The sequence below is a fragment of the Yinghuangia soli genome, from assembly GCF_021502675.1.
Classification (GTDB): domain Bacteria; phylum Actinomycetota; class Actinomycetes; order Streptomycetales; family Streptomycetaceae; genus Yinghuangia; species Yinghuangia soli.
In genome coordinates, this window is the sequence record NZ_JAKFHA010000023.1 from 69,736 (window position 1) to 88,748 (window position 19,013).

A 19,013-nucleotide genomic window follows, 5' to 3' on the forward strand; every position below is an offset into this window, starting at 1 on the left:
CGGTCGAGTCGGCTGACGCCCGAGGCCCGACGAGTCGGCCCCGCGGGAGCCCTGCGAGCACCGGCAGGGCCACGACGTGAGACGGACGCGCCGATCGCATACGGGGGCCGGTCATGATCCCTGCGGCCCGACGCGGTTTCGTCGAATCAGCATCCGTGTCGGCGCAGTTCGCGTGCGGACAGCACCGCGATGTCGTCCCCGAAGGCGGCTACGATTCGGTGGGTGGCGGTGATCGCGATATGGGTGACCGGTGCGGGCAGGTGGGTGCACGAGCGTTCATGGCCGGTCTCGAGGTCCCACGCACGGACGGTGCCGTCGTCGCTGCCGGTGAAAGCGATCGGGTGGTGTCCGTCGTCCTCGGCGACGGCAACGCACCGAATAGGTTGCGTGTGTCCGGTGAGAGCCGGGCGGACCGGGCGTCCGGTGGACACGTCCCAAACGCGCACGCTGTGGTCCTCGCCGCCGGTGATGGCGACCAGGGCGTTGCCGAGGCGGGTGAGGGCGATGGCATTGACGAAGCCGTCGTGGCCGATCTCGGGGTGGCAGACCGGTTCGCCGTCGCCGAGCCACCAGACACGTACTTCGGGGGTGAAGCCCGAGCCTGCGGTGATTGCCACGGCCCGGCCTTGGAGGAGGCCGACGGCTGCCGCGGTGACGATGCCGTCGCCGCGGCCGGCGAGCGCGGTGAGCAGAGTTCCGTCATCCGCGTACCACGCTCGTGCCTCGTTGTCAGGACCGCCGGTGACGATGACAGGTCGGTGGTCGTGCGTGCCGGTGGCGAGCGCGCACACGTTGCCCTTGTGGTCCTGGGAATGGTGGCGGGTCCTGAAGGTGGTGCCCACGTCCTCGGCCTCCGGCAGGCGCAACAGACGCGGCCCGTCCCACCAATTGACGACCGCGACGGGCTCTGTGCCCACATGGGTCAGTGCGAGGCGGCGCAGTCCCTCGTCCGTTGCAGCAACAGGTGCGGCCGGGGAGCCGTCCGCGAGGTCGGTGACGCGGAGGAAGCTCTCGCCGCGGGTGGGGTGTTCCTCGTCGGCGTTTTTGGTGTGCGTAGTGACGATGGCCTCGCGGCCGCGTAGCTTGGCGACGGCAAGCCCGGTCACGGTGCCGGGCGTCGGCGGCATATGCGCGGGCGGCATGGCATCGCATGCGGCAGCGAGGTCCCAGGCATGGACGGTGGACGAGCCGTACCCGCCGACCACGGCGACCGGGTGGCCGTCCGCGTCCGCAACGGACACTTTCACGGGCGTGCCGTCGTAGGAAGGAAGCGGTGTGCACAGCTCGCGCCCGCTGGCCGGATCGACCACGTGTACGCGGCCTTTGCGGTCCGCGGCGACGAGGACCGGACGCCCATGGAGGTCCGCAACGGCGAGTGCCTCGCCGAGGGAGCCGGGACGGGTGTCCGGGAGGAGTTCGGCGAGGATTTCGCCGGACAGGTCTCGGAGCTGGATCGGGCCGTCCGCGGTCCACGTCGCCAGGACGGTCCGCCCTTCGAGGGCGAGGACGGCCAGCCCCGAGATACGGCGTTCGGGAAGCGTGATCGGTGGCGCGACCTCTTTCCGGTCCCGCAGATCCCAAGTCCGGACGACCCCGTGCGTGTCGCCCGTGATCGCGACGATGCGCCCGCTCAAGAGGGTGATGGCGGCCGCTTCGATTGCCTGCCCGGTGTGCCCCTCGAAAGGTTCTCCCCAGGGGAGTTCTTCGCTCAAGTCCCAGACGCGGACGGATGATCCGTCACCGGCGAGCGCGACCGAGCGTCCGTCGACGGTCGCGGTCGCCAGAGCCCCGCTGGTACTGGCGTACGTGATGAACGGCGTCCCCAGCCGGACACCGGACGCGGCGTCCATGGTGTACACGCTTGCTCGTGTGATGCCTTCGACGGCTGTGTAGCCGGTGACGGCCAGTACTCCGCGTCCGCCGACTGTGACCGGTCCGAGCGCGGCGACACCGCCGTCCAGACGCAGGCGCGCAATGGTTGCCCCGGTTGCCAGGTCCCAGACTCGGCCCTCGTCCCCGTACGCTGTGGCGGCCGCGACCGGGCGACCGTTCAGCACGCCGGCGGTCACTGTGCGAACACCTTGGATGTTCCGGTCGTCGGAATCAACGTCACCCGACCAAAGCAGTGCGCCGTGCAGCGCCGAGCCGGTTGCCCAGTCGACTCGATAGGCCCCCGATGCACCATGCGCGACCGTCACTTCGGCCAGCCGTCGACTCAGGTCGGTGGCACCCCAGCGCGCGGCGTCCACGGCCAGAATGTCCCGGCGGGCTGCCGGGGGCGCGTGCCGGTGCCGCCCGACCGACGTGCGGTAGACCTGCGCAGCTGTCACGGCGGTGGCGCTGCGGGCACGCCTGGCCCACGCCAACACGTCGGCAGGCTCGGAGTGGACCAAGAATGCTGCGTTGTCCAGCAGTTCGTCGTCGGACCCGCCGAGTGTGCCGGTATCGGGGTTCGTCTGCTGATCACGGGAGGACATGGCTCGTGAGGCTAACAACCGCCACCCGCAGGTAAGTCGCGCTGCAGCCTTCGGACCCGCGGTGCGGTGTGTTCGGTGCGAACGATCCGCGCCATGTGTCCCAGGCTCCCGCGCAACTGGGATGACCCGTGCAGTCGGCCAGTGAGTCGGTCGGAGGGTCAGGACGCCGCTTGAGGCGCGTCGCTGTGCGCTCACTTCGTGGCGCGGCGGTAGGTGAGGGTTCTCAGGGGCCAGTTGGTGGTCACCTGGCCGGTGGGGGTGCGGTACCAGCTGGTGCAGCCGGCGGTGAAGGCTGAGGTGGCGAGGGCGGCCTGGAGGCGTTCTTGGTGGGCGTCGTGGGCGGGCCGGCTGGGCTCGTGGACCTTGTCGGCCTTGATGTGGCGGAGGATGTGGGCCGCCTGGGACTCGATCATGTAGATGATCGAGTTGTGGCCGAGGTTCGTGCCGGGGCCGTACAGCATGTACAGGTTGGGGAAGTCCGGGACCGTGATGCCCAGGTAGGCGGTGGCGCCGTCCTTCCAGGCGTCGTGGAGGTTGGCGCCGGCCCGGCCGGTGATGGTCATCGGCTTGAGGAACTCGGTGGCCAGGAAGCCCGTGCCGTAGATGACGGTGTCGACGGGGTGGTGGGTGCCGTCGGCGGTGTCGATGCCGGTCTTGATGATGCGGGCGACTGGGGACGTCACTAGTTGGACGTTGTCTCGGGCGAGGGTGGGGTACCAGTCGTCGGAGATCAGGATGCGTTTGCAGCCGATGGGGAAGTCGGGCTTGAGCTGGGCGCGGAGCCTGGGGTCTTGGATTTGGGTCTCGAGGTGCTTGCGGGAGGCCCATTCGGCGAGGCCGGCGAGCTTGCCGCCGCGGATGGCCCAGTAGACGACGGTCTCCCCACGGAGGTAAGTCAGGAGGCGCAGGAGTAGGCGTACGGGGGCTACTCGGTCTCGGAGGGTGAGAGCGAGGCGGCCGAACTCGGCGTCCGGCTTCGGGATCACCCAGTTTGCGCTGCGTTGGAAGACGTAGAGCTTGGCCGCGGACTTGGCTACTTCGGGGACGAATTGGACGGCGGACGGGCCGGTGCCGATGACAGCTACCCGGCGGCCGGTCAGGTCGTGGTCGTGGTTCCACTCGGCGGAGTGGAAGGACGTCCCGGTGAAGGTCCGCATGCCGGGGATGTCCGGGTAGCGGGGGCGGTTGAGCTGGCCTACGCCCGTGATCAGGTTCCGGGCGTGGACGTCCTCGCCGGTGGTGGTGCGGAGATGCCAGATGGAGGTCTCGTCGTTCCAGTGGGCGGCGGTGACCTCGGTGTCGAAGCGGATGTGCGGGGTGATGTTGTACTGGTCGGCGGTGCGCCGGAGGTACGCCAGGATCTCGTGCTGGAGGGGGAACTTCCGGCTCCACCTGCCGTGTTGGGCAAAGGAATAGCTGTAGAGGATCGAGGGGACGTCGCAGCCGGCGCCGGGGTAGGTGTTGTCGCGCCAGACGCCGCCGAGGGTCGAGGACTTCTCGTAGACGGTGAAGTCGGTGATCCCGGACTGCCGGAGACGGATGGCCATGCACAGGCCCGCGAAGCCGGCGCCGATGATGGCCGCGCGTTGGACGGGCGGGTGCCCGGGCGGCGCGGTGGGGTCGGCGGGGCTTGGCGTTTGGTTCGTCTCCGGCACGGTCCGGTTGCCTTTCCGTCGGGGGGCGGTCCCGCGGGCCGGGTCAGGGGCCGGGCGGGACGTCAGGGCCAGTACGGCTTGAGCACGTCGAACGCGTTCGGCAGGCCGAGGCGGTAGCGCAGGTCGTCGGCCCGGCAGAACCCTGCGAGTGCGGGCTCCTGGTACATCTCGTGGATCGTGACGCGGGGGGCGGAGGAACCGGCGGCCGCGAGGACGCCGTTGGCCGCCTTGCGGCCGGCTTCGTTGGCACCTTCCATGGTGGCCAGGTTGATGGAGACGCGTACATAGTCCCCGGCGAGGAAGAGGTTGGGAATACGCGTCGTCGCCTCGGGGCGGTCGTCCCAGGAGCCGATCGTGTTGACGAGCAGCGGCTCGTCGTTGGCCACGGACGGGGTGCCCGATCCGGTGATGCCGGGGTCCAGGAACCACGAGTGGATGAGCGAGTCGGGGACGATCGCGGCGCCGTTGTCGAGATTGGCGCGGAGCTGGGCCAAGACCTCGTCGACGATCTGGCGCGGGGTGCATTGGCGCGCGGAGCGTCCGTAGACGATGCCGGGTGCGTCCCAGTCGGACAGGTCGAGCGACAGGCAGTCCTGCACGCTGCCGTCGCCATACGTGGCCGCGAAATCGTTGCGCCAGAACTGCCCTTGGGTCAGCCCGGTGACCGCCCACGGGGAGTCCATGAAGGCCAAGTGGCCATGTGTGATGGGGGTCTTGCGCTTGAGGTAGAGCATCAGGCCGTTCATCCAGTCGGTCTGGAGGCGGCGCAGGCGGCCGAGCGCGGGGTCGGCGGCGACCAGGGCAGGGCTCATGAGCGGTACGGCGCGTTCGACGGGGACGGCCAGGACGTAGTGGTCGGCGTCGATGGTCGCGGCGTTGCCGGACGGGTCGGTCATGCGCGCACCCGTGATGCGGCCGCCCGAGTAGTCGAGGCCGGTGACGGTCCAACCGACCCTGAACTCGACGCCCAGGGACGTGAGAAGGGTGTGCCAGGGGTCGATCCAGGCCTCGTTGGTCGGGCCGTTGAGGACGCGGTCCGGGGCGCCCTCGTTGCCGCGGCCGAGCATGGTCCACAGGAAGATCTCGACCATCATGGTGATGGTGCGCGTGCTGGCGACGGTCTCCTTCGCGGCCACGAGGGTGGAGGTGAAGGAGCGGACGAGGATGTTGCGGTACGCCTCCGACATCTTGTCCATCTGGAGGTACTCGGAGTACGGCATGTACTCCCACTGGTGGCGCCGCCGCAGCTCGCCGCTGGTGAAGAAGACGAGCATCTTCTCGGCCCAGAACGCGATCTCCCACCAAGGGACTTGGCCTGCGACGTTGGCCATCGTCTTGAGCGCGGCGCGGAGGGCTTCGGGGGTGATGCTGTCGATGCCGCCGTCCGGGAGGATCAGCTTGTTGTCGGGACGTCCGGCCTGGGCGAAGATCGCCTCGGGTGCGTCGACGAGGTTGTCGTGGACGCCGTTGGGGTTGCCCGGGAACGGGATGCGCCGCATGGTGTCCGGCACGTTCAGGTAGAAGCCCGGGAAGAAGCGGAAGCCGTGCTCGCCGGGGAGGTCGCGGCGGCCGCCTGATCCGGTGCCTGCGACGGGGATGCTGCGGGCCTTGCCGCCGAGCGATTTGCGTTCGTAGACGGTGACTTGGAAGCCGCGTTCGGCGAGCTCGTGGGCGACGGTGAGGCCGGCCATGCCGCCGCCGAGGACGGCGACGCGGCGTCCGGACCCCGACGCGACCAGCGGTGCGCCGAAGGCGGGGGCGGCGAGCGGGCCGCCGGCGCCGAGGGCGGTCAAGCCTGCGGCTGCGGCGCCTGCGCCTAAGGTCCCGGCGACGAACTTGCGCCGGGTGGGCGACGGTTCGGGTTGGGCAGCCGACTTGGCAACGCGCGACGACGCGGGTGCCGAGGGGGTCGGTGCCGTCGGGAGTGGTGCCGTCGGGAGTGGTGCGGGCGTCGGAGACTTGAGGGATGGGGTCCTGGGGGACGTGGGCCGATCCTGTGGCGCGGTGCGGGGGAGGTGCGGCTCGTACGTTGGCACGGGTCCTCCTACACGGGGTCCTCGTCGAGCGGGGGTCTCTCCTTCGGAGTTCCGCGGGCTCGCAGGGGCGCGGTCCGCGGGGCTCGGAGTACGCGATAACCGACACATGTGTCGACAGGATGCAGAGCCGACTATCGCGCCCGTGATACAGCGGGTCAAGAGTTGTACCGATGCCTGTTTTTGACGCAGCGTCAGGTCATGGGTACAGGTTGGGAACGGTCAGTCGCGTGGTGTGTTGAGGCGTTCGAGGCCACCCCACAGGACGTCCGCGGCCATCGTCTCCAGGGTCGCGCGCGGCACCTCGGGGTGGTGCGCCCACCACTGGGCCACCCCGTCAAGGCTGCTGATCAGCAGCTCGATCAGCACCTCGGCCTCGGGGGAGTCGGGTGCGAGGCCGGCCCGCTCGGTGTCGTGCGCCATCATCGCCATGACCGCGCGCGTACGGGTCTGCCGGATGCCCCAACGCACGGCGCTCAGCTCCGGGTCGCCTTCGTCCGTCTGGTCGAAGAGCAGGCGGCGCGCGACCGGGTTGGCCTCGGCAAAGTCGAAGTACGCAGCGACAGTTGCACGCATGCGGGTATGGCGGCCGCCGCGTCCGGTGATGGCTGCGCCCATGTGCGCGACCAGGGCGGCGTTCTGCGCGCCGAGGATGGTCAGGAACAGCACGCGCTTGGTCGCGAAGTGCTCGTACAGCACGCTACGGGTGACCCCCGCGGCCTCGGCTATCTCGCCCATCGAGGCGGCCCCGTAGCCGCGCGAGCCGAACACCGCGAGCGCGGCGTCCTCGATGCGGCGGCGCCGTGCGGGGCCCGTCATGCGGCGGCGAACGGCCGTCGGCGGGACGGGGGGCTTCGGCGCGACCGGGCCGGGGGACGGCTCGTTCGGCTGTTCCGGGTTCGGGAGGGCGGACATGTCCTCAGCGTAGCCGGACGAGGGGTCTTGTCCGGGGCGGTACTGCAGGACTAGCGTCGCAATAACCGACAGTGCTGTCGGTTGCGATCTTTGCGCTGCGCGGCCCGTCGGCCGTGTGGTGATCTCTCGCTCCGGGTACGGCATTTGACGATCCCGCGGCACCGCGGCCGCGGCTCTGCGCAAGGGGAGTCCCGTGACCGAAGAGCACGTCGACGCCATCGTGGTCGGGGCGCGCTGCGCCGGATCCGCTGCGGCCATTGCGCTGGCCAGGTCGGGGCGGCGGGTGGTGGCGCTGGACTCGGCGAAGTTCCCTTCGACGACTGTCTCCACGCATTTGCTGTTCGCGGGTGGCGTCGCGGAGTTGGACCGGTTGGGCGCTCTGGAGCGGGTCGAAGAGCTGGGACCGCCGAGGCACTTCGATGCCTTCATCGGCACGCCGTTGGCCGAAGTGCGCGGTACGTACTCGCCGGTGGACGGCATCGCGTACGGCATGTGCGTACGCCGGGCCGGGCTGGACGCGGCGCTGGTCGCGACGGCGCGGGCGGCGGGCGCGGAGGTGCGCGAGGGCGTCAAGGTCACCGAACTCGTCGAGAAGGACGGCCGGGTGGTCGGCGTCCGGGCCGGTGCGCGGGGCGGGCAGGGCGAGTACACGCTCCGGGCTCCGCTGGTGATCGGTGCGGACGGGCGCAGGTCGACGATCGCCCGGCTGGTCGGCGCGGACGTCCCGTACCTGTCGAACGCCAATGCCCGCGCGGGCTACTACGCGTACTACGAGGACCCGCGGACGGAATGGCACGGCACGGCGGCGATGTGGCTGGGCGGACGGGAGTTGGGCACCGCGTTCCCGACGGACGGCGGCCTGGTGCTGTGCCTGCTGATGCCGCCGATGGAGCGGGTGGACGAGTTCCGGCTCGATCTGGAAGGCGAGTTCGACCGCACGGTGGCGATGCTGCCGGGGCTTGCCGAGCGTATGCAGGGGTGTACGCGGGCGACGAAGATCGTCGCGTCGGTCGACCAGCCGTCGTACTTCCGCCGGTCGTCGGGACCGGGCTGGGCGCTGGCCGGGGACGCGGGGCACTTCAAGGACCCGGTGACCGCGCAGGGCATCCGCGATGCGCTGCGGTTCGGGCGCTTGCTGGGGGAGGCGGCGGCTCCGGTGCTGAACAACCCGGCCCGGCTCGATGCGGCCATACGGGCGTGGGAACGCCGGCGCGATGCCGAATGCCGCGAGACATACCACTGGACGAACCGCTTCGCGCGCGCCGACGAGGTCAACCCGCTGCAGGAGCAGATGCTGCGCATGCTGGCGAAGGAACCCCACGGGTCGCGGCGGCTGTTGGACGTCTATTCGCGGGCGCTGCGGCCGAGCCAGTTGCTGACGCCGGGGTTCGTTGCGGCGTGCGCTGCGGGCGCTTTCCGGCGGCGTGACACCAAGCGGCGTGAGCTGTTCCGTACGTTGCGCAGCGAGATGAGGACGGAGTTGGAGGTGCGGCGGGATTTGGCGCAGGCGGCTCGCTCCGCACGTGCGGCGCGTGCGTCAGGTGTGGAGCGCGGGCACTGAAGGCGAATCCGGGGCGGGTGATCAGCGGCGCAACTGCCAGAACTGGCAGGTCATATCAGCGCTTGCAGTGGCGAGCAGTCGGCTGTCCCCGCTGAAGGAGACACCTGTCACCGGGCCTTCGTGGTCGATCTGGAGCAGCTTCTTTCCGTTCCGGACATTCCAGATGTACGCATGGTTGCCGAGGGTGCCCGTCGCCAGGTAGCGGCCGTCGGGCGACAGGGCGACCCGGCTGACGTAGGCGGTGTGCGGGAAGGTCTTCACGATATGTGCCGTCTGGGCGTCCCATAGGCGCGCGTTGCCGTCGCCGCAGGTGACGAACTGCCGGCCGTCCTGGGCGAAGGCGACCGAGTGGACATTGCTGCCCCACTCGCCGTGCCTGACCTGGAGGGTTCCTTTGCCGGAGAGTACGTCGTAGATACGGGCCCATTTGGTCACGTCGCCGACGAGTATGCGTGTGCCGTCCGGGGCGAAGGCGACGGAGTTGACGGCCTTCAGGAGCAGGTTCGGACTGGTGATCTTCCGGATGGCCTCACCGTTCGGGACCTTGCAGACCAACGTCGAGCCGTCCGCCGCGCCGCCGGCCACCAGGCGTCCGTCCGGGCTGAACGCGACCGCGCAGACGGTCGCGGAATGGCGGGCGCGCCAGATCTCGTCGCCGGTCGTCTCCCACACGCGGATGAAATGGTCGCTGCCTGCGGTGGCGAACAAGCGGCCGTCCGGGCTGAAAGCGATCTGGTAGATGCGGCATCTCGGATTGGCCGGGATGCTGCGGACCAGCTGGCCCTGCGGGTTGATGATCATCGCGGCATTGTCGGCGAAGGCCAGTGCCAGCAAATCGCCTTGCGGGTTCAGCGCGGCGAACTGGATCTTGTGCGGGAGGGTGTGCTGCGCGATGCGCTCCGCGGTGAAGCGGGCGGGCGAGGACTTCGCGCGCTTGGGCGGGGGTTGCGGCGGGCGCGGGGGCAGAGTCGGCGGGTCGGCGGCTCGTCGCGGAGATCCGAGAGCGTCGGGGGACGCGGGAACCGCTACGGCCTCGCTCTTTGGGAAGGCCTCGGCTTCGACGTCTCGCGCCACGGTTTCTGCCGGAACCGCGGTGATCGGGGCGGACCCGGGTGGGGTCATTTCGGCGGCGGAGGACTCGGAGGTCTCGGAGTTCTCCTTCGGACTGGCCTCTGTCAGGAACGCCGATGCTTCCACCGCGGACACGGCGATGTTCTGTACGGGGACCACTTGTGTCGGAGCCTCAGTGAGGTTGAACAGCACGCCGTCCAACGACCGCATATGCAGGACCGGCGTCCCCCATTCGAGGCTGTGCCGCTGAGCGATCCACATCGCCTGCCGGGCCTCCATGACCGCGACGTCGATGGGCAGTTGCCGGGCGAGGCCTTCGTAGAACGTGCGGGCGCACTCCAGGGCCGACGCGTCGGTGATCGGGTACCGCATCGCCAGTACCGCCGGCATGCCCTTGCGCATCAGAGCCCCGGCGACGCTCGAGAACGGGTCGACGGTGCCCGACCGCGCCGTCTCGCACGCGTTGAGGACCGCCAGGCGCAGCGACGGGTGCCCGGCGAGCAGGACGGCCAGCTGCGTGGCGCCGAGGTAGTGCGTACCGCCGTGTTCGCCGGCCAGGGCGAGGGTGCCCTCCTGGGCGCGGCTGTCGAAAGCGCCGTGCCCGATGAAGTGCAGGACGTGCCAAGGCCCGCCCGAGCCTGATCGGCCCCCTGCCTCCGTACCCCGGGCGTCGCGGCGTACCGCATCGCGCAGGGCGCGCCACGTCTGCCCGGCCACCCACCCCAGCTCGACGCGGCCTTCGTCGACAAGATCGGCCAGCGCTTCTTGCAGCCGTTCCGCTTCGTGCTGGGTGTCCAGCGGCACCAGGTCGTCCGGACGCGCGATCATGCACAGGATCCGCAAGGGTGCGCCGACCCGCAGGGGAGCCACCGGACGGGCGACTTGCGGGTACCTGACCAGCGGGATCTCGTGGCCGAGGTAGTCGCCTTCGTCCGGGTCGTACATGAACTCCCACGGGAGTACGGCCAGTTCCGGGGCGTTGACACGCAGGATCAGCCGTACGTTAGTGCCGCGCTCCGCGGCGCGGTGCCGGGCGGCGCGCAGTTGTCCGGCGCCGGCGCGGACCAGGAGGGCTTCGAAGAGCAACTGCCCGAGTTCACGGACGGGGCCTTCGTCGCCGACCACGGCCCGGCGTACCTGCGCGGTCGACGCGAGCACCGCATCGGGCACCCGGGCGGCCAGGGCCGCGAGGACGCTCGGCGGCGGGAGCTGCAGCACCCCGGATGTCTCGCCACCGGTCGAGTCCCGGAACAGCACGGCGTAGGTCTCCGGCCCGCCCGGAGCCACTTCGACCTGCAGGTCGACGTCCACGGCGGCCCCCCGTCCACGTCCCGTCCGCTGCCGCGGCACGCCAACTAGGGTGCGCTGCCGCAGTGACGGCAGACTACTCGCGCCGGACACGACCCATCGGTGAATCGCGGCCGTGACCGGGACCTTGGAGCAGGGAAGGGCACAGACGAGTGACGGAAGCACCCAGCCTCATCGTGGAGTTGTGGCACCGCGAGGAAGTACTGACCTGGGACGCGGTGTACTACGCGGACGGGCGCGCGTGGGAACTCGCGCTCGACGACGAGACCCGCTCCCGGGTCGAGCTGCTGGACGAGCTCGACATCGCCGCCCCGTCGCCCGAAGGCCGCGACGGCGCCGCGTGGTTCGGCACGCTGGTCCGCGCGGCGGATCCCGCCGGGGGTTTCGTGCACGGCGGCGAGTGCGCGTACCCCGGGTCGGCAGGCTGGTTCGCGCGGCTGGACGATGCAGGCGAACTGTTGTGGATCGTCCACCTTGGCTACGACAACCCTTTCGACCGCGTCGATTTCGGCGACGGCGTGACGACCGTGCACTCGACCAACGGCGCCACCGTGGCCTTCCGCAGCGGCCCCGGCATCACCGACTTCCACCCGGTCGCCGCAGCGTGACATAGGGGCCCACCAGGACGAGGCCGGGGCGGGGGCTCAGTCGGCCTGCAGGTGCGGCAGGACCTCCTTCCCCAGCCGGTGGATGTTCTCCAGCGTTCGCTCCCTCGTGCCTGCGCCCTCCACGAACAGGAGCTGGCGGGTGATGCCGGTGGCCTCCGCGGTGCGCCTCAGCCGGGCGATGCACTCCTTCGGGGTGCCGATCGGGTGGATGCTGCACAGGTAGTCGGTGTACGTGCGCGGGTCGCGCATCGTGCGGGGGTGGCCGTCGAGGGTCTGGTGGGCGGGGAGGCCCAGGCCGAGCCACTTGGGCAGGGCGGTGCGGAGCTCGCGTACGGCCTCGGTGCGGGAGTCGGCGACGAGGGCGACCGCGGCGGCGGCATGGGGGACGCCGCGCGGGTCGCGGCCGCAGGCTCGGGCGGCGGCGTCGTACGTGCGGATCATCTCGGCCTTCTCGGTGTCGTCCGCGTGCATCCCCAGCAGCATGGGCAGGCCCTGGCGGGCGGCCAGCGCTGCGGATGCGGGTGTGGTGCACGCCACGATGACCGGGGGGTGGGGGCGGGTCAGCGGGCGCGGGACGACCGGGACCTCGCGGAAGTGGTACTGCGGGCCGTCGGCGGCCACCCGGCGGCGCGTCAGCCAGCGCATCAGCAGGTCGACGGACTCCGCCCAGCCCTCCTCCTCGTACCGCTCCAGGCCGCCGCCGAAGACCTCCAGGTCCACCCACGGGCCGCCGCGCCCGATGCCGAGGGTGAAGCGGCCGTGCGACAGCTGGTCGAGCAGCGCGGTCTGCTCACCCAGTAAAACCGGATGGGTATTCGGTAACACACTGATGGCGGTGCCTACTCGCAGCCGGTCCGTACGCCCCAGTAGCATGGCGGCGAACGTGACCGCGGACGGGCAAACCCCGTACGGCACGAAGTGGTGCTCGGCGATCCAAGCCTCGCCGAACCCCGCCACCTCCGCGGCGCAGCCTGCGTCCAGTGCGGCGGTGAGCACCGCACCCTGGTCTCCGGCCTCGAACTGGGCCGCGAGCAGGAAGATCCCCAACTCCATGGGCAGCCTCTCGGTATCCCTGCACCGGCATAACGGGTGAAATCCCCATTGGGGCACGAACGGCTTGTCCGACCGGTCTGTGCCCGTTCGGCGGGGCCTGCAATACTCCCGGCAAGCTGAACTACTTCGCGGTAACCAAAGCGGAACCCTCGCAGCACCCCCTCGCAGCATCCGCAGCGCCCGCAGAACACGTACAGCGCACACGCAGCAGAACCCCCGAAACCCTCACAGCAACCCTCAAGGCGTACTCCCGTCCCCGGGAGACGGCATTCAAGGAGCGCATGATGGCGCGTGACATCACTACGGTCGGCGTGGTCGGCCTGGGCACCATGGGTGCCGGCATCGTCGAGATCCTCGCCCGCGGCGGCGTCCGCGCGATCGGCGTGGAGGTCGACGACGCGGCGGCCGCCCGCGGCCTGGCCCGGATCCAGCACTCCACCGCACGCGCCGTCGAGCGCGGCAAGCTGACCGAGGACGAGCAGACCGCCCTGTACGAGCTGATCAGCATCGGCACCGACCTCGCCGCGGTGGCCGACGCAGACCTGGTGCTCGAGGCCATACCGGAGCAGCTGGAGCTCAAGCAGGACATCTTCGCCCAGCTCGACAAGATCTGCGGCCCGGAGACGATCCTCGCGACCAACACCTCGTCGCTTTCGGTGACCGAGCTCTCGGTCGCCACCGGCCGCTCGTCGCGCGTCGTCGGCCTGCACTTCTTCAACCCGGCGCCGGTCATGAAGCTGGTCGAGGTCGTGCGCACGGTCGTCACCGAGCCCGAGGTCCTGGAGGACGTCGTGGCGCTCGCCGAGAAGCTCGGCAAGTCGCCGGTCGTCGCGGGCGACCGCGCCGGGTTCATCGCCAACGGCCTGCTGTTCGCGTACCTCAACCACGCAGCCGCGATGTTCGAGGAGAAGTACGCCACCCGCGAGGACATCGACGCCGCCATGCGCTTCGGCTGTGGCCTCCCGATGGGCCCGCTGGCCGTGCTCGACCTGGTCGGCATCGACACCGCGTACAACATCCTGCAGCAGATGTACCGGCAGTCCCGGGACCGCCTGCACGCGCCCGCGCCGATCCTCAAGCAGATGGCCACCGCGGGCCTGCTGGGCCGCAAGAGCGGCCGCGGCTTCTACCGCTACGAGGAGCCGGGCTCCTCGGTCGTGGTCGCCGACGCCGCGTCGTCCGCCGCCGTCGCCGGTACGCCGCGCCAGATCGACTCCGTCGGCGTGGTCGGCTCCGGCACCATGGCGACCGGCATCGTCGAGGTCTTCGCCAAGTCCGGCTACACCGTCACCTTCGTGGCGCGCAGCGAGGAGAAGGTCGCCGGCGTCACCAACGCCCTGACCCGCTCGCTCGACAAGCAGGTCCAGCGCGGCCGCCTCTCCGAGGCCGACCGCGACGCGGCCCTCGCCCGCGTCACCGGCACCACCAAGCTGGACGACCTGGGCTCGGCCGACCTGGTCCTCGAAGCCGTGGTCGAGGAACTCTCGGTCAAGCAGGCGCTGTTCGAGAACTTCGACGAGATCTGCAAGCCGGGCGCGGTGCTCGCCACCACGACCTCCTCGCTGCCGGTCATCGAGTGCGCGATGGCGACCTCGCGTCCCGAAGACGTCGTCGGCATGCACTTCTTCAACCCGGCGCCGGTCATGAAGCTCGTCGAGGTCGTGCGCACGGTCACCACCTCGGACGACGTCGTGGCCACCATCCACGAGGTCTGCAAGCGCACCCGCAAGCACGCGGTGGACTGCGGCGACCGCGCGGGCTTCATCGTCAACGCGCTGCTCTTCCCGTACCTGAACGACGCGGTCAAGATGCTGCAGGCCAACTACGCCTCGGCGGACGAGATCGACACCGCGATCAAGACCGGCGCGGGCTACCCGATGGGCCCGTTCGAACTCCTGGACGTGGTCGGCCTGGACGTCTCGCTCGCCATCGAGCAGGTCCTCTTCGCCGAGTTCCGCGAGCCGGGCTGGGCCCCCGCGACCCTGCTGGAGCACCTGGTCACGGCCGGCTACCTGGGCCGCAAGACGGGCCGCGGCTTCCGCGACTACGCCAAGAAGTAACCCGTACGGCATAGCAACATCTGACAGGGCGCCGGGGGCCCCCCGGGCGCCGCGCCCCCGGCGGGGGGTGGGGGGCGGGGCGAAACCCCCAAACTTAAACCCTAAGGCCAACCCAACATCTCACCGGCCCCCGCGCCCCCCGGGCCCGCGGCGCCCTGTCGTCGTCTTGGGGCACTGCTCCAGGGCTATTGCAGCGAGACGGCAGTGCGTTCCCTGGGGCGAGACGGCCCCGCGGAGCAGACGTCCTCCCCGGGAGAGAGCCGGGCGAAGCGTGGGGTAAGTCCCTCGGCTATTGCCGGGCGAAGGCGGAAAGCTTGCGGTGGTCCGCCAAACGGCCTTTCTGCACTGGAGGTTCCGCCATGTCGCAGCCGTACCGTCGTCCCCCGCGGTCCCGGTCGGGCACCGAAACGGCCGCGGGAGTGCTCGGCTTCACGTACGGACTGATCATCGGCGGCGCCGGGGCGGCCGGGATGATGTGGGGGATAAGCGACTTCGGCGAGGTGGGGTGGCTCGCTCTCCTCTGCCCGTTCGTCATCGCGCTCGGCGTGGCCATGCTGCGCAACGGATGGTGGCTGCTGAAGGGCGACGGGGACGGCGAGCGCCTGGCCCAACTCCTCTTCGTACCGGCCGGCCTGTCCGGCGTCGCGATCGGGAGCATCATCGCCCAAGGCGACCTGTCGACCGACTCCATACAGAAGCAACTGACAGGCTTTATCGCTGCTTTCGTGCTCTCGGTCATCGGAATCGTCATGGCATCCCGCGCCTGACTCCCAGGTGGAGCAACGACTTTCCGTTGCGCCGCCGCCCATCAGGGCGGCGGCGCGATACTCCTGATCATGTGCAGCTCTCGGATTCCCGAGAAGCTTCAGCGACGCAGGCCGTCGACCAACTCGGACCATGCGGAGGCGGGAAACCGGAACGCGGCGAGTTCGGGGCGCTTGGAGTCGCGGAGGGCTATGTGGGCGGGGAGTGGGGCGACTTCGACGCACTGATCTTCGCCGACGCTGTAGGTGGATGTACGCCAGGCCAAGGTCATGGTGTGCTCGGTCATGCTCTGCCTTCCGGCCTCGCGGATCAGGGCGATCAAGTCGTCGACAGGGAGCACGACGGCTCTGACCCCGGAGAACGCCAGCGGAAAGCCCAGGCCTCTCGGTGCCCTCAAGGTAGCTGAGGCCGCGCAGGTTTTCGAATGCCACGACGTCTCCTTCCCGCCCATCGATGCGGGTCTGCACCTCTCCCGAAAAGGTGGGCCAAATCCGAGAGTTGATCCCACGGATCCTCGCCGTTGCGGGGGCGTCCCCGCAGACCTCGTCGACACCGTGCGGCTCTGCGCCCACGAGCTCGTCGCGAACGTCGTCAAGCACGTGGGGGACGGGGCGCCGTTTCGGCTCGTGCTCGGGGCCGACGCGTACGGGGTCTCTGTCGAGGTCCATGACCGCGACGACGTCCGGCACCCCGTCGTGCGCGAGGTCGACTGGGAGGCCGTCGGCGGACGCGGCATGCAGATCGTTCGGGAGTGTGCGCCGGCTTGGACCTCGACGGCCAGCGACTTCGGGAAGGCCGTTGCCTTTCGGGTGGCGTATTGAGGGTCGAAGGTTGCCGGGGGATGGCAATGACCGGGGCGTGGGCGGCGGGCAGGGTGGCAGCCATGGAACGGAGCTACCTGTGGCATGCGGGGGTTGCGGCGGGGTTGGGGATGGTGGCACTCGGGCTGGCCGGGCTTACCTGGTTGCCGGGGGTGGCGCCGTTCACCGGGGCGACGTGGCCGGGCGCGGTGATGTGGGTGTTGGCTGCCCTGGTGTTCCTGGCTGCGGTGGTTCGGGTGTTGGTGAACCGTGCCTACGGGCAGCGCGGGGTGGACGCCGTCTGGCGGCTGATGCTTGCGGGCAAGGGATGGTTCGGACTGCTCGGGCTCGCGGTGTTCTGCGCGGCGGTCACCGTGACGGTCGGACTGGATGGCGGCGCGCGGCCGGAAAAGGTCGAGGACGGGCGCTACTTCGCGGCCGACAGCGGTCAGAAGGTGGACGGCAGGCCCACGGTGTTCGAGGTGTCCCGTGCGGAGTACGAGGACGCGCGGGAGAACGGCCTGCGCGCGGCGCTGGGTGTCCCGGGAGGACTTCTCGTCATCGCGGCGTGCCTGGCGCTCGTTGCCGGCGAGGCGCAGCGGATGAACGTGGAGGGCGTACTGAGCGAGGGCGCCCTGGTGTAGGGCCTGGTGGTCGCGAGGGACTGGGGGATATGGGGCGGAGTTATCGGTGGCTTGCCGGAGCGATGGCCGGGGTGTCGGCTGGCTGCTGTGCGCTGGGCTGCATCGTCTGGTTGCCAGGGGTCGTGCCGTTCGCTGGGGCGAAATGGCCGGTGGTGGTGGTTGTCGTGCTGGTCTTCGGGTTCGGCGGGGCTGTGCTGGTGCGGGCGAGGGCGGGCTTCGTGCCCGGGAACCAGTGGGAGGCAGCACGGGGGTTGGCGCGGTGGGTGAAGGCGGGGCTGTTGGGGGCGGGGGCTGCGGGGGTGGTTCTCGCGGTGTGTGCGGTGGTGCCGCTGTCCAAGGACGGGCAGGCGCACGAGGTCAGGGACGGGCGGTACTACGTCTCCGACAAGGATCGGAGCGGCAAGGTCGTGGTACGCGAGGTGTCGCGGCGTACCTACGAGGACGTGCAGGAGGGCGGCCTGCGGTTCATGTTCGGCGTCTCGGGGTTCATGCTCGCCGGGATGTCGTTCGCTGTGCTGGTGGCGGGGGAGGCGCGGCGGTCGGGTGCGGTCAGCGTGCGGGCAGCGGGGTAGGGCGTGGTGGCCGCGGGTGGGTGTGGCCGGGTCGGTAGCCTTGGGGGGTGCCACGTCGAAATCGTCCGCCGCGTCCTGAACGCCCTGAGCCCGAGGGGGGCTCCGGGGGTTGGTTCGGGCTTGAGGACCGCGAGTCCGGGGCGGACGGGGAGTGGGTCGTCCGGCCGGTGAGCGGGGCGGCGGCGACGAAGGTCTACCGGTGCCCGGGCTGCGATCACGAGATCGCGGTGGGAGTGCCGCATGTGGTCGCGTGGCGAGCCGACGGGGTCGGGACCGTGGAGGACCGGCGGCACTGGCATCGGGCCTGCTGGAACAACCGGGGGCATCGGCGGATCGGGCGACGGCCCGGGCGTTGAGCAGCGGGGTGGTCGGGCTTCTGTCCTGGGGTGGAGCGGCCGGGCAGTCGGGCGTCCGACTCGGGCATGGAGCCGAGGAACCGTCAGATGCCGGGTGCCACGTTGAACCGGGCTGTCGAGTGCCGGACCGGGCGTCGAATCGCGGGATAGCCGATTGTCGGGCGGCGCGTTCGGCCAGTGGCCTGCCGCTGGTCAAGCTCTGGGACGCCAGCGGCGGTGTCGTGCCTGTCGGCCACGGGGTACACCTGGGTGTACCTGGGATCCGGCTGTCTGCCGCAGTGTCCTGGACCGCTCCTCTTGATGGACTTTCGGTACCGCCTGAACCACGGCGGCGGGGCGGCACCGGGAGGGTGGCATGGGGCAGAACTTGCTGGATCGGGCGGAGGGTTCGCAGGCTGCGCGGGCGGGTGACGTCGCCTTGGAGATGCGGCAGGTCGTGCGCTCGTACGGGACCGGCGAGGCGCGGGTGCGCGCGTTGGACGGGGTGGACCTGACGCTGGACGCGGGCTCGTGGGTCGCGGTGATGGGGCCGTCCGGGTCGGGCAAGTCGACGCTGCTGCAGTGCGCGGCGGGGCTGGACGGCGTGGATGCCGGGCAGGTCTTGTTGTTCGGTGAGGACTTGGCCGGGGCGGACGACCGGCGGCTGACGAGGTTGCGGCGCGACACGGTCGGGTTCGTCTTCCAGAACTTCAACCTGGTTGCGTCGCTGACCGCAGAGCAGAACGTGGCACTGCCGTTGCGGCTCGCCGGGCGGCGGGTGGGTGGTGCGGAGGTCCGGCGGGCGCTGGATGGCGTCGGTCTCGGCGACCGGGGGCGGCACCGGCCCCGCGAGTTGTCCGGTGGGCAGCAGCAACGCGTCGCGATTGCCCGGGCGATGGTCGCCAAGCCGAAGGTGCTGTTCGCGGACGAGCCGACCGGGGCGCTGGATTCGACGTCCGCTCGGGTGGTGCTGAGTCTCCTGCGGAGGATGGTCGACGGGGCGGGGCAGACGATCGCCATGGTCACGCACGATCCCATCGCTGCGGCGGCTGCGGACGCGGTGGTGTTCCTCGCCGACGGACGGGTGGTCGACCGGATGGAGCGGCCGTCCGCGCGCCGTGTCGCCGAGCGCCTTGCGTCTCTGGAGGTCTGAGCC

Annotated in this window: 16 protein-coding genes; 9 read left to right on the plus strand and 7 right to left on the minus strand. The window is 70.4% G+C overall.

All coding sequences use genetic code 11. The features are described 5' to 3' along the window. Positions 1-146: 146 nt before the first annotated feature. The 4 genes from LZ495_RS29770 to LZ495_RS29785 all read right to left on the minus strand — a co-directional run bounded on the left by LZ495_RS29770 (position 147) and on the right by LZ495_RS29785 (position 7,080). On the minus strand, positions 147-2,477 hold the full coding sequence (locus LZ495_RS29770) for a WD40 repeat domain-containing protein (RefSeq protein WP_235056045.1): 2,331 nt from the start codon (positions 2,475-2,477) through the stop codon (positions 147-149). A 191-nt stretch (positions 2,478-2,668) separates the two neighbouring features. After that, positions 2,669-4,132 carry a flavin-containing monooxygenase gene (locus LZ495_RS44250; protein WP_308268663.1) on the minus strand — a complete coding sequence of 488 codons (1,464 nt, stop codon included), beginning with the start codon at positions 4,130-4,132 and terminating at the stop codon, positions 2,669-2,671. A 62-nt stretch (positions 4,133-4,194) separates the two neighbouring features. After that, positions 4,195-5,925 (minus strand): hydroxysqualene dehydroxylase, encoded by a 1,731-nt coding sequence (locus tag LZ495_RS29780; protein ID WP_235056046.1) that lies wholly within the window; start codon positions 5,923-5,925, stop codon positions 4,195-4,197. A gap of 462 nt (positions 5,926-6,387) precedes the next feature. Then, positions 6,388-7,080: a TetR/AcrR family transcriptional regulator gene (locus LZ495_RS29785; RefSeq protein WP_235056047.1), complete on the minus strand. Its 693-nt coding sequence runs from the start codon at positions 7,078-7,080 to the stop codon at positions 6,388-6,390. A 193-nt stretch (positions 7,081-7,273) separates the two neighbouring features. On the opposite strand from LZ495_RS29785, the gene LZ495_RS29790 reads away from it, so the two are divergent. Beyond that, positions 7,274-8,641, plus strand: coding sequence for an NAD(P)/FAD-dependent oxidoreductase (locus tag LZ495_RS29790; RefSeq protein WP_235056048.1), 1,368 nt, complete (start codon positions 7,274-7,276; stop codon positions 8,639-8,641). Between the two features lie 21 nt (positions 8,642-8,662). On the opposite strand, the gene LZ495_RS29795 is transcribed toward LZ495_RS29790, so the two are convergent. Further along, entirely contained in the window at positions 8,663-11,023 is a 2,361-nt protein-coding gene (locus LZ495_RS29795; RefSeq protein ID WP_235056049.1) for a CHAT domain-containing WD40 repeat protein, read from the minus strand. A 149-nt stretch (positions 11,024-11,172) separates the two neighbouring features. Here LZ495_RS29795 and LZ495_RS29800 point away from each other — a divergent pair, with 149 nt between their 5' ends. Next, positions 11,173-11,628 carry a hypothetical protein gene (locus tag LZ495_RS29800; protein ID WP_235056050.1) on the plus strand — a complete coding sequence of 152 codons (456 nt, stop codon included), beginning with the start codon at positions 11,173-11,175 and terminating at the stop codon, positions 11,626-11,628. A 36-nt stretch (positions 11,629-11,664) separates the two neighbouring features. On the opposite strand, the gene LZ495_RS29805 is transcribed toward LZ495_RS29800, so the two are convergent. Next, the gene (locus LZ495_RS29805; protein WP_235056051.1) at positions 11,665-12,681 is read right to left on the minus strand and encodes an LLM class flavin-dependent oxidoreductase; all 1,017 of its coding nucleotides are present in this window, start codon (positions 12,679-12,681) and stop codon (positions 11,665-11,667) included. A gap of 284 nt (positions 12,682-12,965) precedes the next feature. Here LZ495_RS29805 and LZ495_RS29810 point away from each other — a divergent pair, with 284 nt between their 5' ends. After that, positions 12,966-14,741 carry a 3-hydroxyacyl-CoA dehydrogenase family protein gene (locus LZ495_RS29810; protein WP_235056083.1) on the plus strand — a complete coding sequence of 592 codons (1,776 nt, stop codon included), beginning with the start codon at positions 12,966-12,968 and terminating at the stop codon, positions 14,739-14,741. A 359-nt stretch (positions 14,742-15,100) separates the two neighbouring features. After that, entirely contained in the window at positions 15,101-15,508 is a 408-nt protein-coding gene (locus LZ495_RS29815) for a hypothetical protein (protein ID WP_235056052.1), read from the plus strand. 98 nt (positions 15,509-15,606) lie between these two features. On the opposite strand, the gene LZ495_RS29820 is transcribed toward LZ495_RS29815, so the two are convergent. After that, on the minus strand, positions 15,607-15,792 hold the full coding sequence (locus tag LZ495_RS29820; protein WP_235056053.1) for a DUF397 domain-containing protein: 186 nt from the start codon (positions 15,790-15,792) through the stop codon (positions 15,607-15,609). Between LZ495_RS29820 and LZ495_RS29825 the strand changes: the two genes are divergently transcribed. The 5 genes from LZ495_RS29825 (at position 15,791) to LZ495_RS29845 (ending at position 19,010) form a co-directional block, all read left to right on the plus strand. After that, complete coding sequence (locus LZ495_RS29825) at positions 15,791-16,327, plus strand: ATP-binding protein (protein WP_235056054.1); 537 nt, start codon at positions 15,791-15,793, stop codon at positions 16,325-16,327. The genes LZ495_RS29820 and LZ495_RS29825 overlap by 2 nt on opposite strands. A gap of 62 nt (positions 16,328-16,389) precedes the next feature. After that, the gene (locus LZ495_RS29830) at positions 16,390-16,950 is read left to right on the plus strand and encodes a hypothetical protein (RefSeq protein ID WP_235056055.1); all 561 of its coding nucleotides are present in this window, start codon (positions 16,390-16,392) and stop codon (positions 16,948-16,950) included. 122 nt (positions 16,951-17,072) lie between these two features. Further along, entirely contained in the window at positions 17,073-17,522 is a 450-nt protein-coding gene (locus LZ495_RS29835) for a hypothetical protein (RefSeq protein ID WP_235056056.1), read from the plus strand. A 47-nt stretch (positions 17,523-17,569) separates the two neighbouring features. Continuing rightward, entirely contained in the window at positions 17,570-17,878 is a 309-nt protein-coding gene (locus tag LZ495_RS45470; RefSeq protein ID WP_235056057.1) for an Rv1322 family protein, read from the plus strand. Positions 17,879-18,233: 355 nt separating this feature from the next. Further along, on the plus strand, positions 18,234-19,010 hold the full coding sequence (locus LZ495_RS29845; protein WP_235056058.1) for an ABC transporter ATP-binding protein: 777 nt from the start codon (positions 18,234-18,236) through the stop codon (positions 19,008-19,010). The last annotated feature ends 3 nt before the right edge of the window (positions 19,011-19,013 follow it).

What these genes read in the sequence shown, in the direction of transcription:
- LZ495_RS29770 (WP_235056045.1), bottom strand. Translation starts at nt 2,477, where the DNA reads ATGTCCTCCCGTGATCAGCAGACGAACCCCGATACCGGCACACTCGGC.
- LZ495_RS29785 (WP_235056047.1), bottom strand. Translation starts at nt 7,080, where the DNA reads ATGTCCGCCCTCCCGAACCCGGAACAGCCGAACGAGCCGTCCCCCGGC.
- LZ495_RS29805 (WP_235056051.1), bottom strand. Translation starts at nt 12,681, where the DNA reads ATGGAGTTGGGGATCTTCCTGCTCGCGGCCCAGTTCGAGGCCGGAGAC.
- LZ495_RS29810 (WP_235056083.1), top strand. Translation starts at nt 12,966, where the DNA reads ATGGCGCGTGACATCACTACGGTCGGCGTGGTCGGCCTGGGCACCATG.
- LZ495_RS29815 (WP_235056052.1), top strand. Translation starts at nt 15,101, where the DNA reads ATGTCGCAGCCGTACCGTCGTCCCCCGCGGTCCCGGTCGGGCACCGAA.
- LZ495_RS29825 (WP_235056054.1), top strand. Translation starts at nt 15,791, where the DNA reads ATGCTCTGCCTTCCGGCCTCGCGGATCAGGGCGATCAAGTCGTCGACA.
- LZ495_RS29820 (WP_235056053.1), bottom strand. Translation starts at nt 15,792, where the DNA reads ATGACCGAGCACACCATGACCTTGGCCTGGCGTACATCCACCTACAGC.
- LZ495_RS29830 (WP_235056055.1), top strand. Translation starts at nt 16,390, where the DNA reads ATGGAACGGAGCTACCTGTGGCATGCGGGGGTTGCGGCGGGGTTGGGG.
- LZ495_RS29845 (WP_235056058.1), top strand. Translation starts at nt 18,234, where the DNA reads ATGGGGCAGAACTTGCTGGATCGGGCGGAGGGTTCGCAGGCTGCGCGG.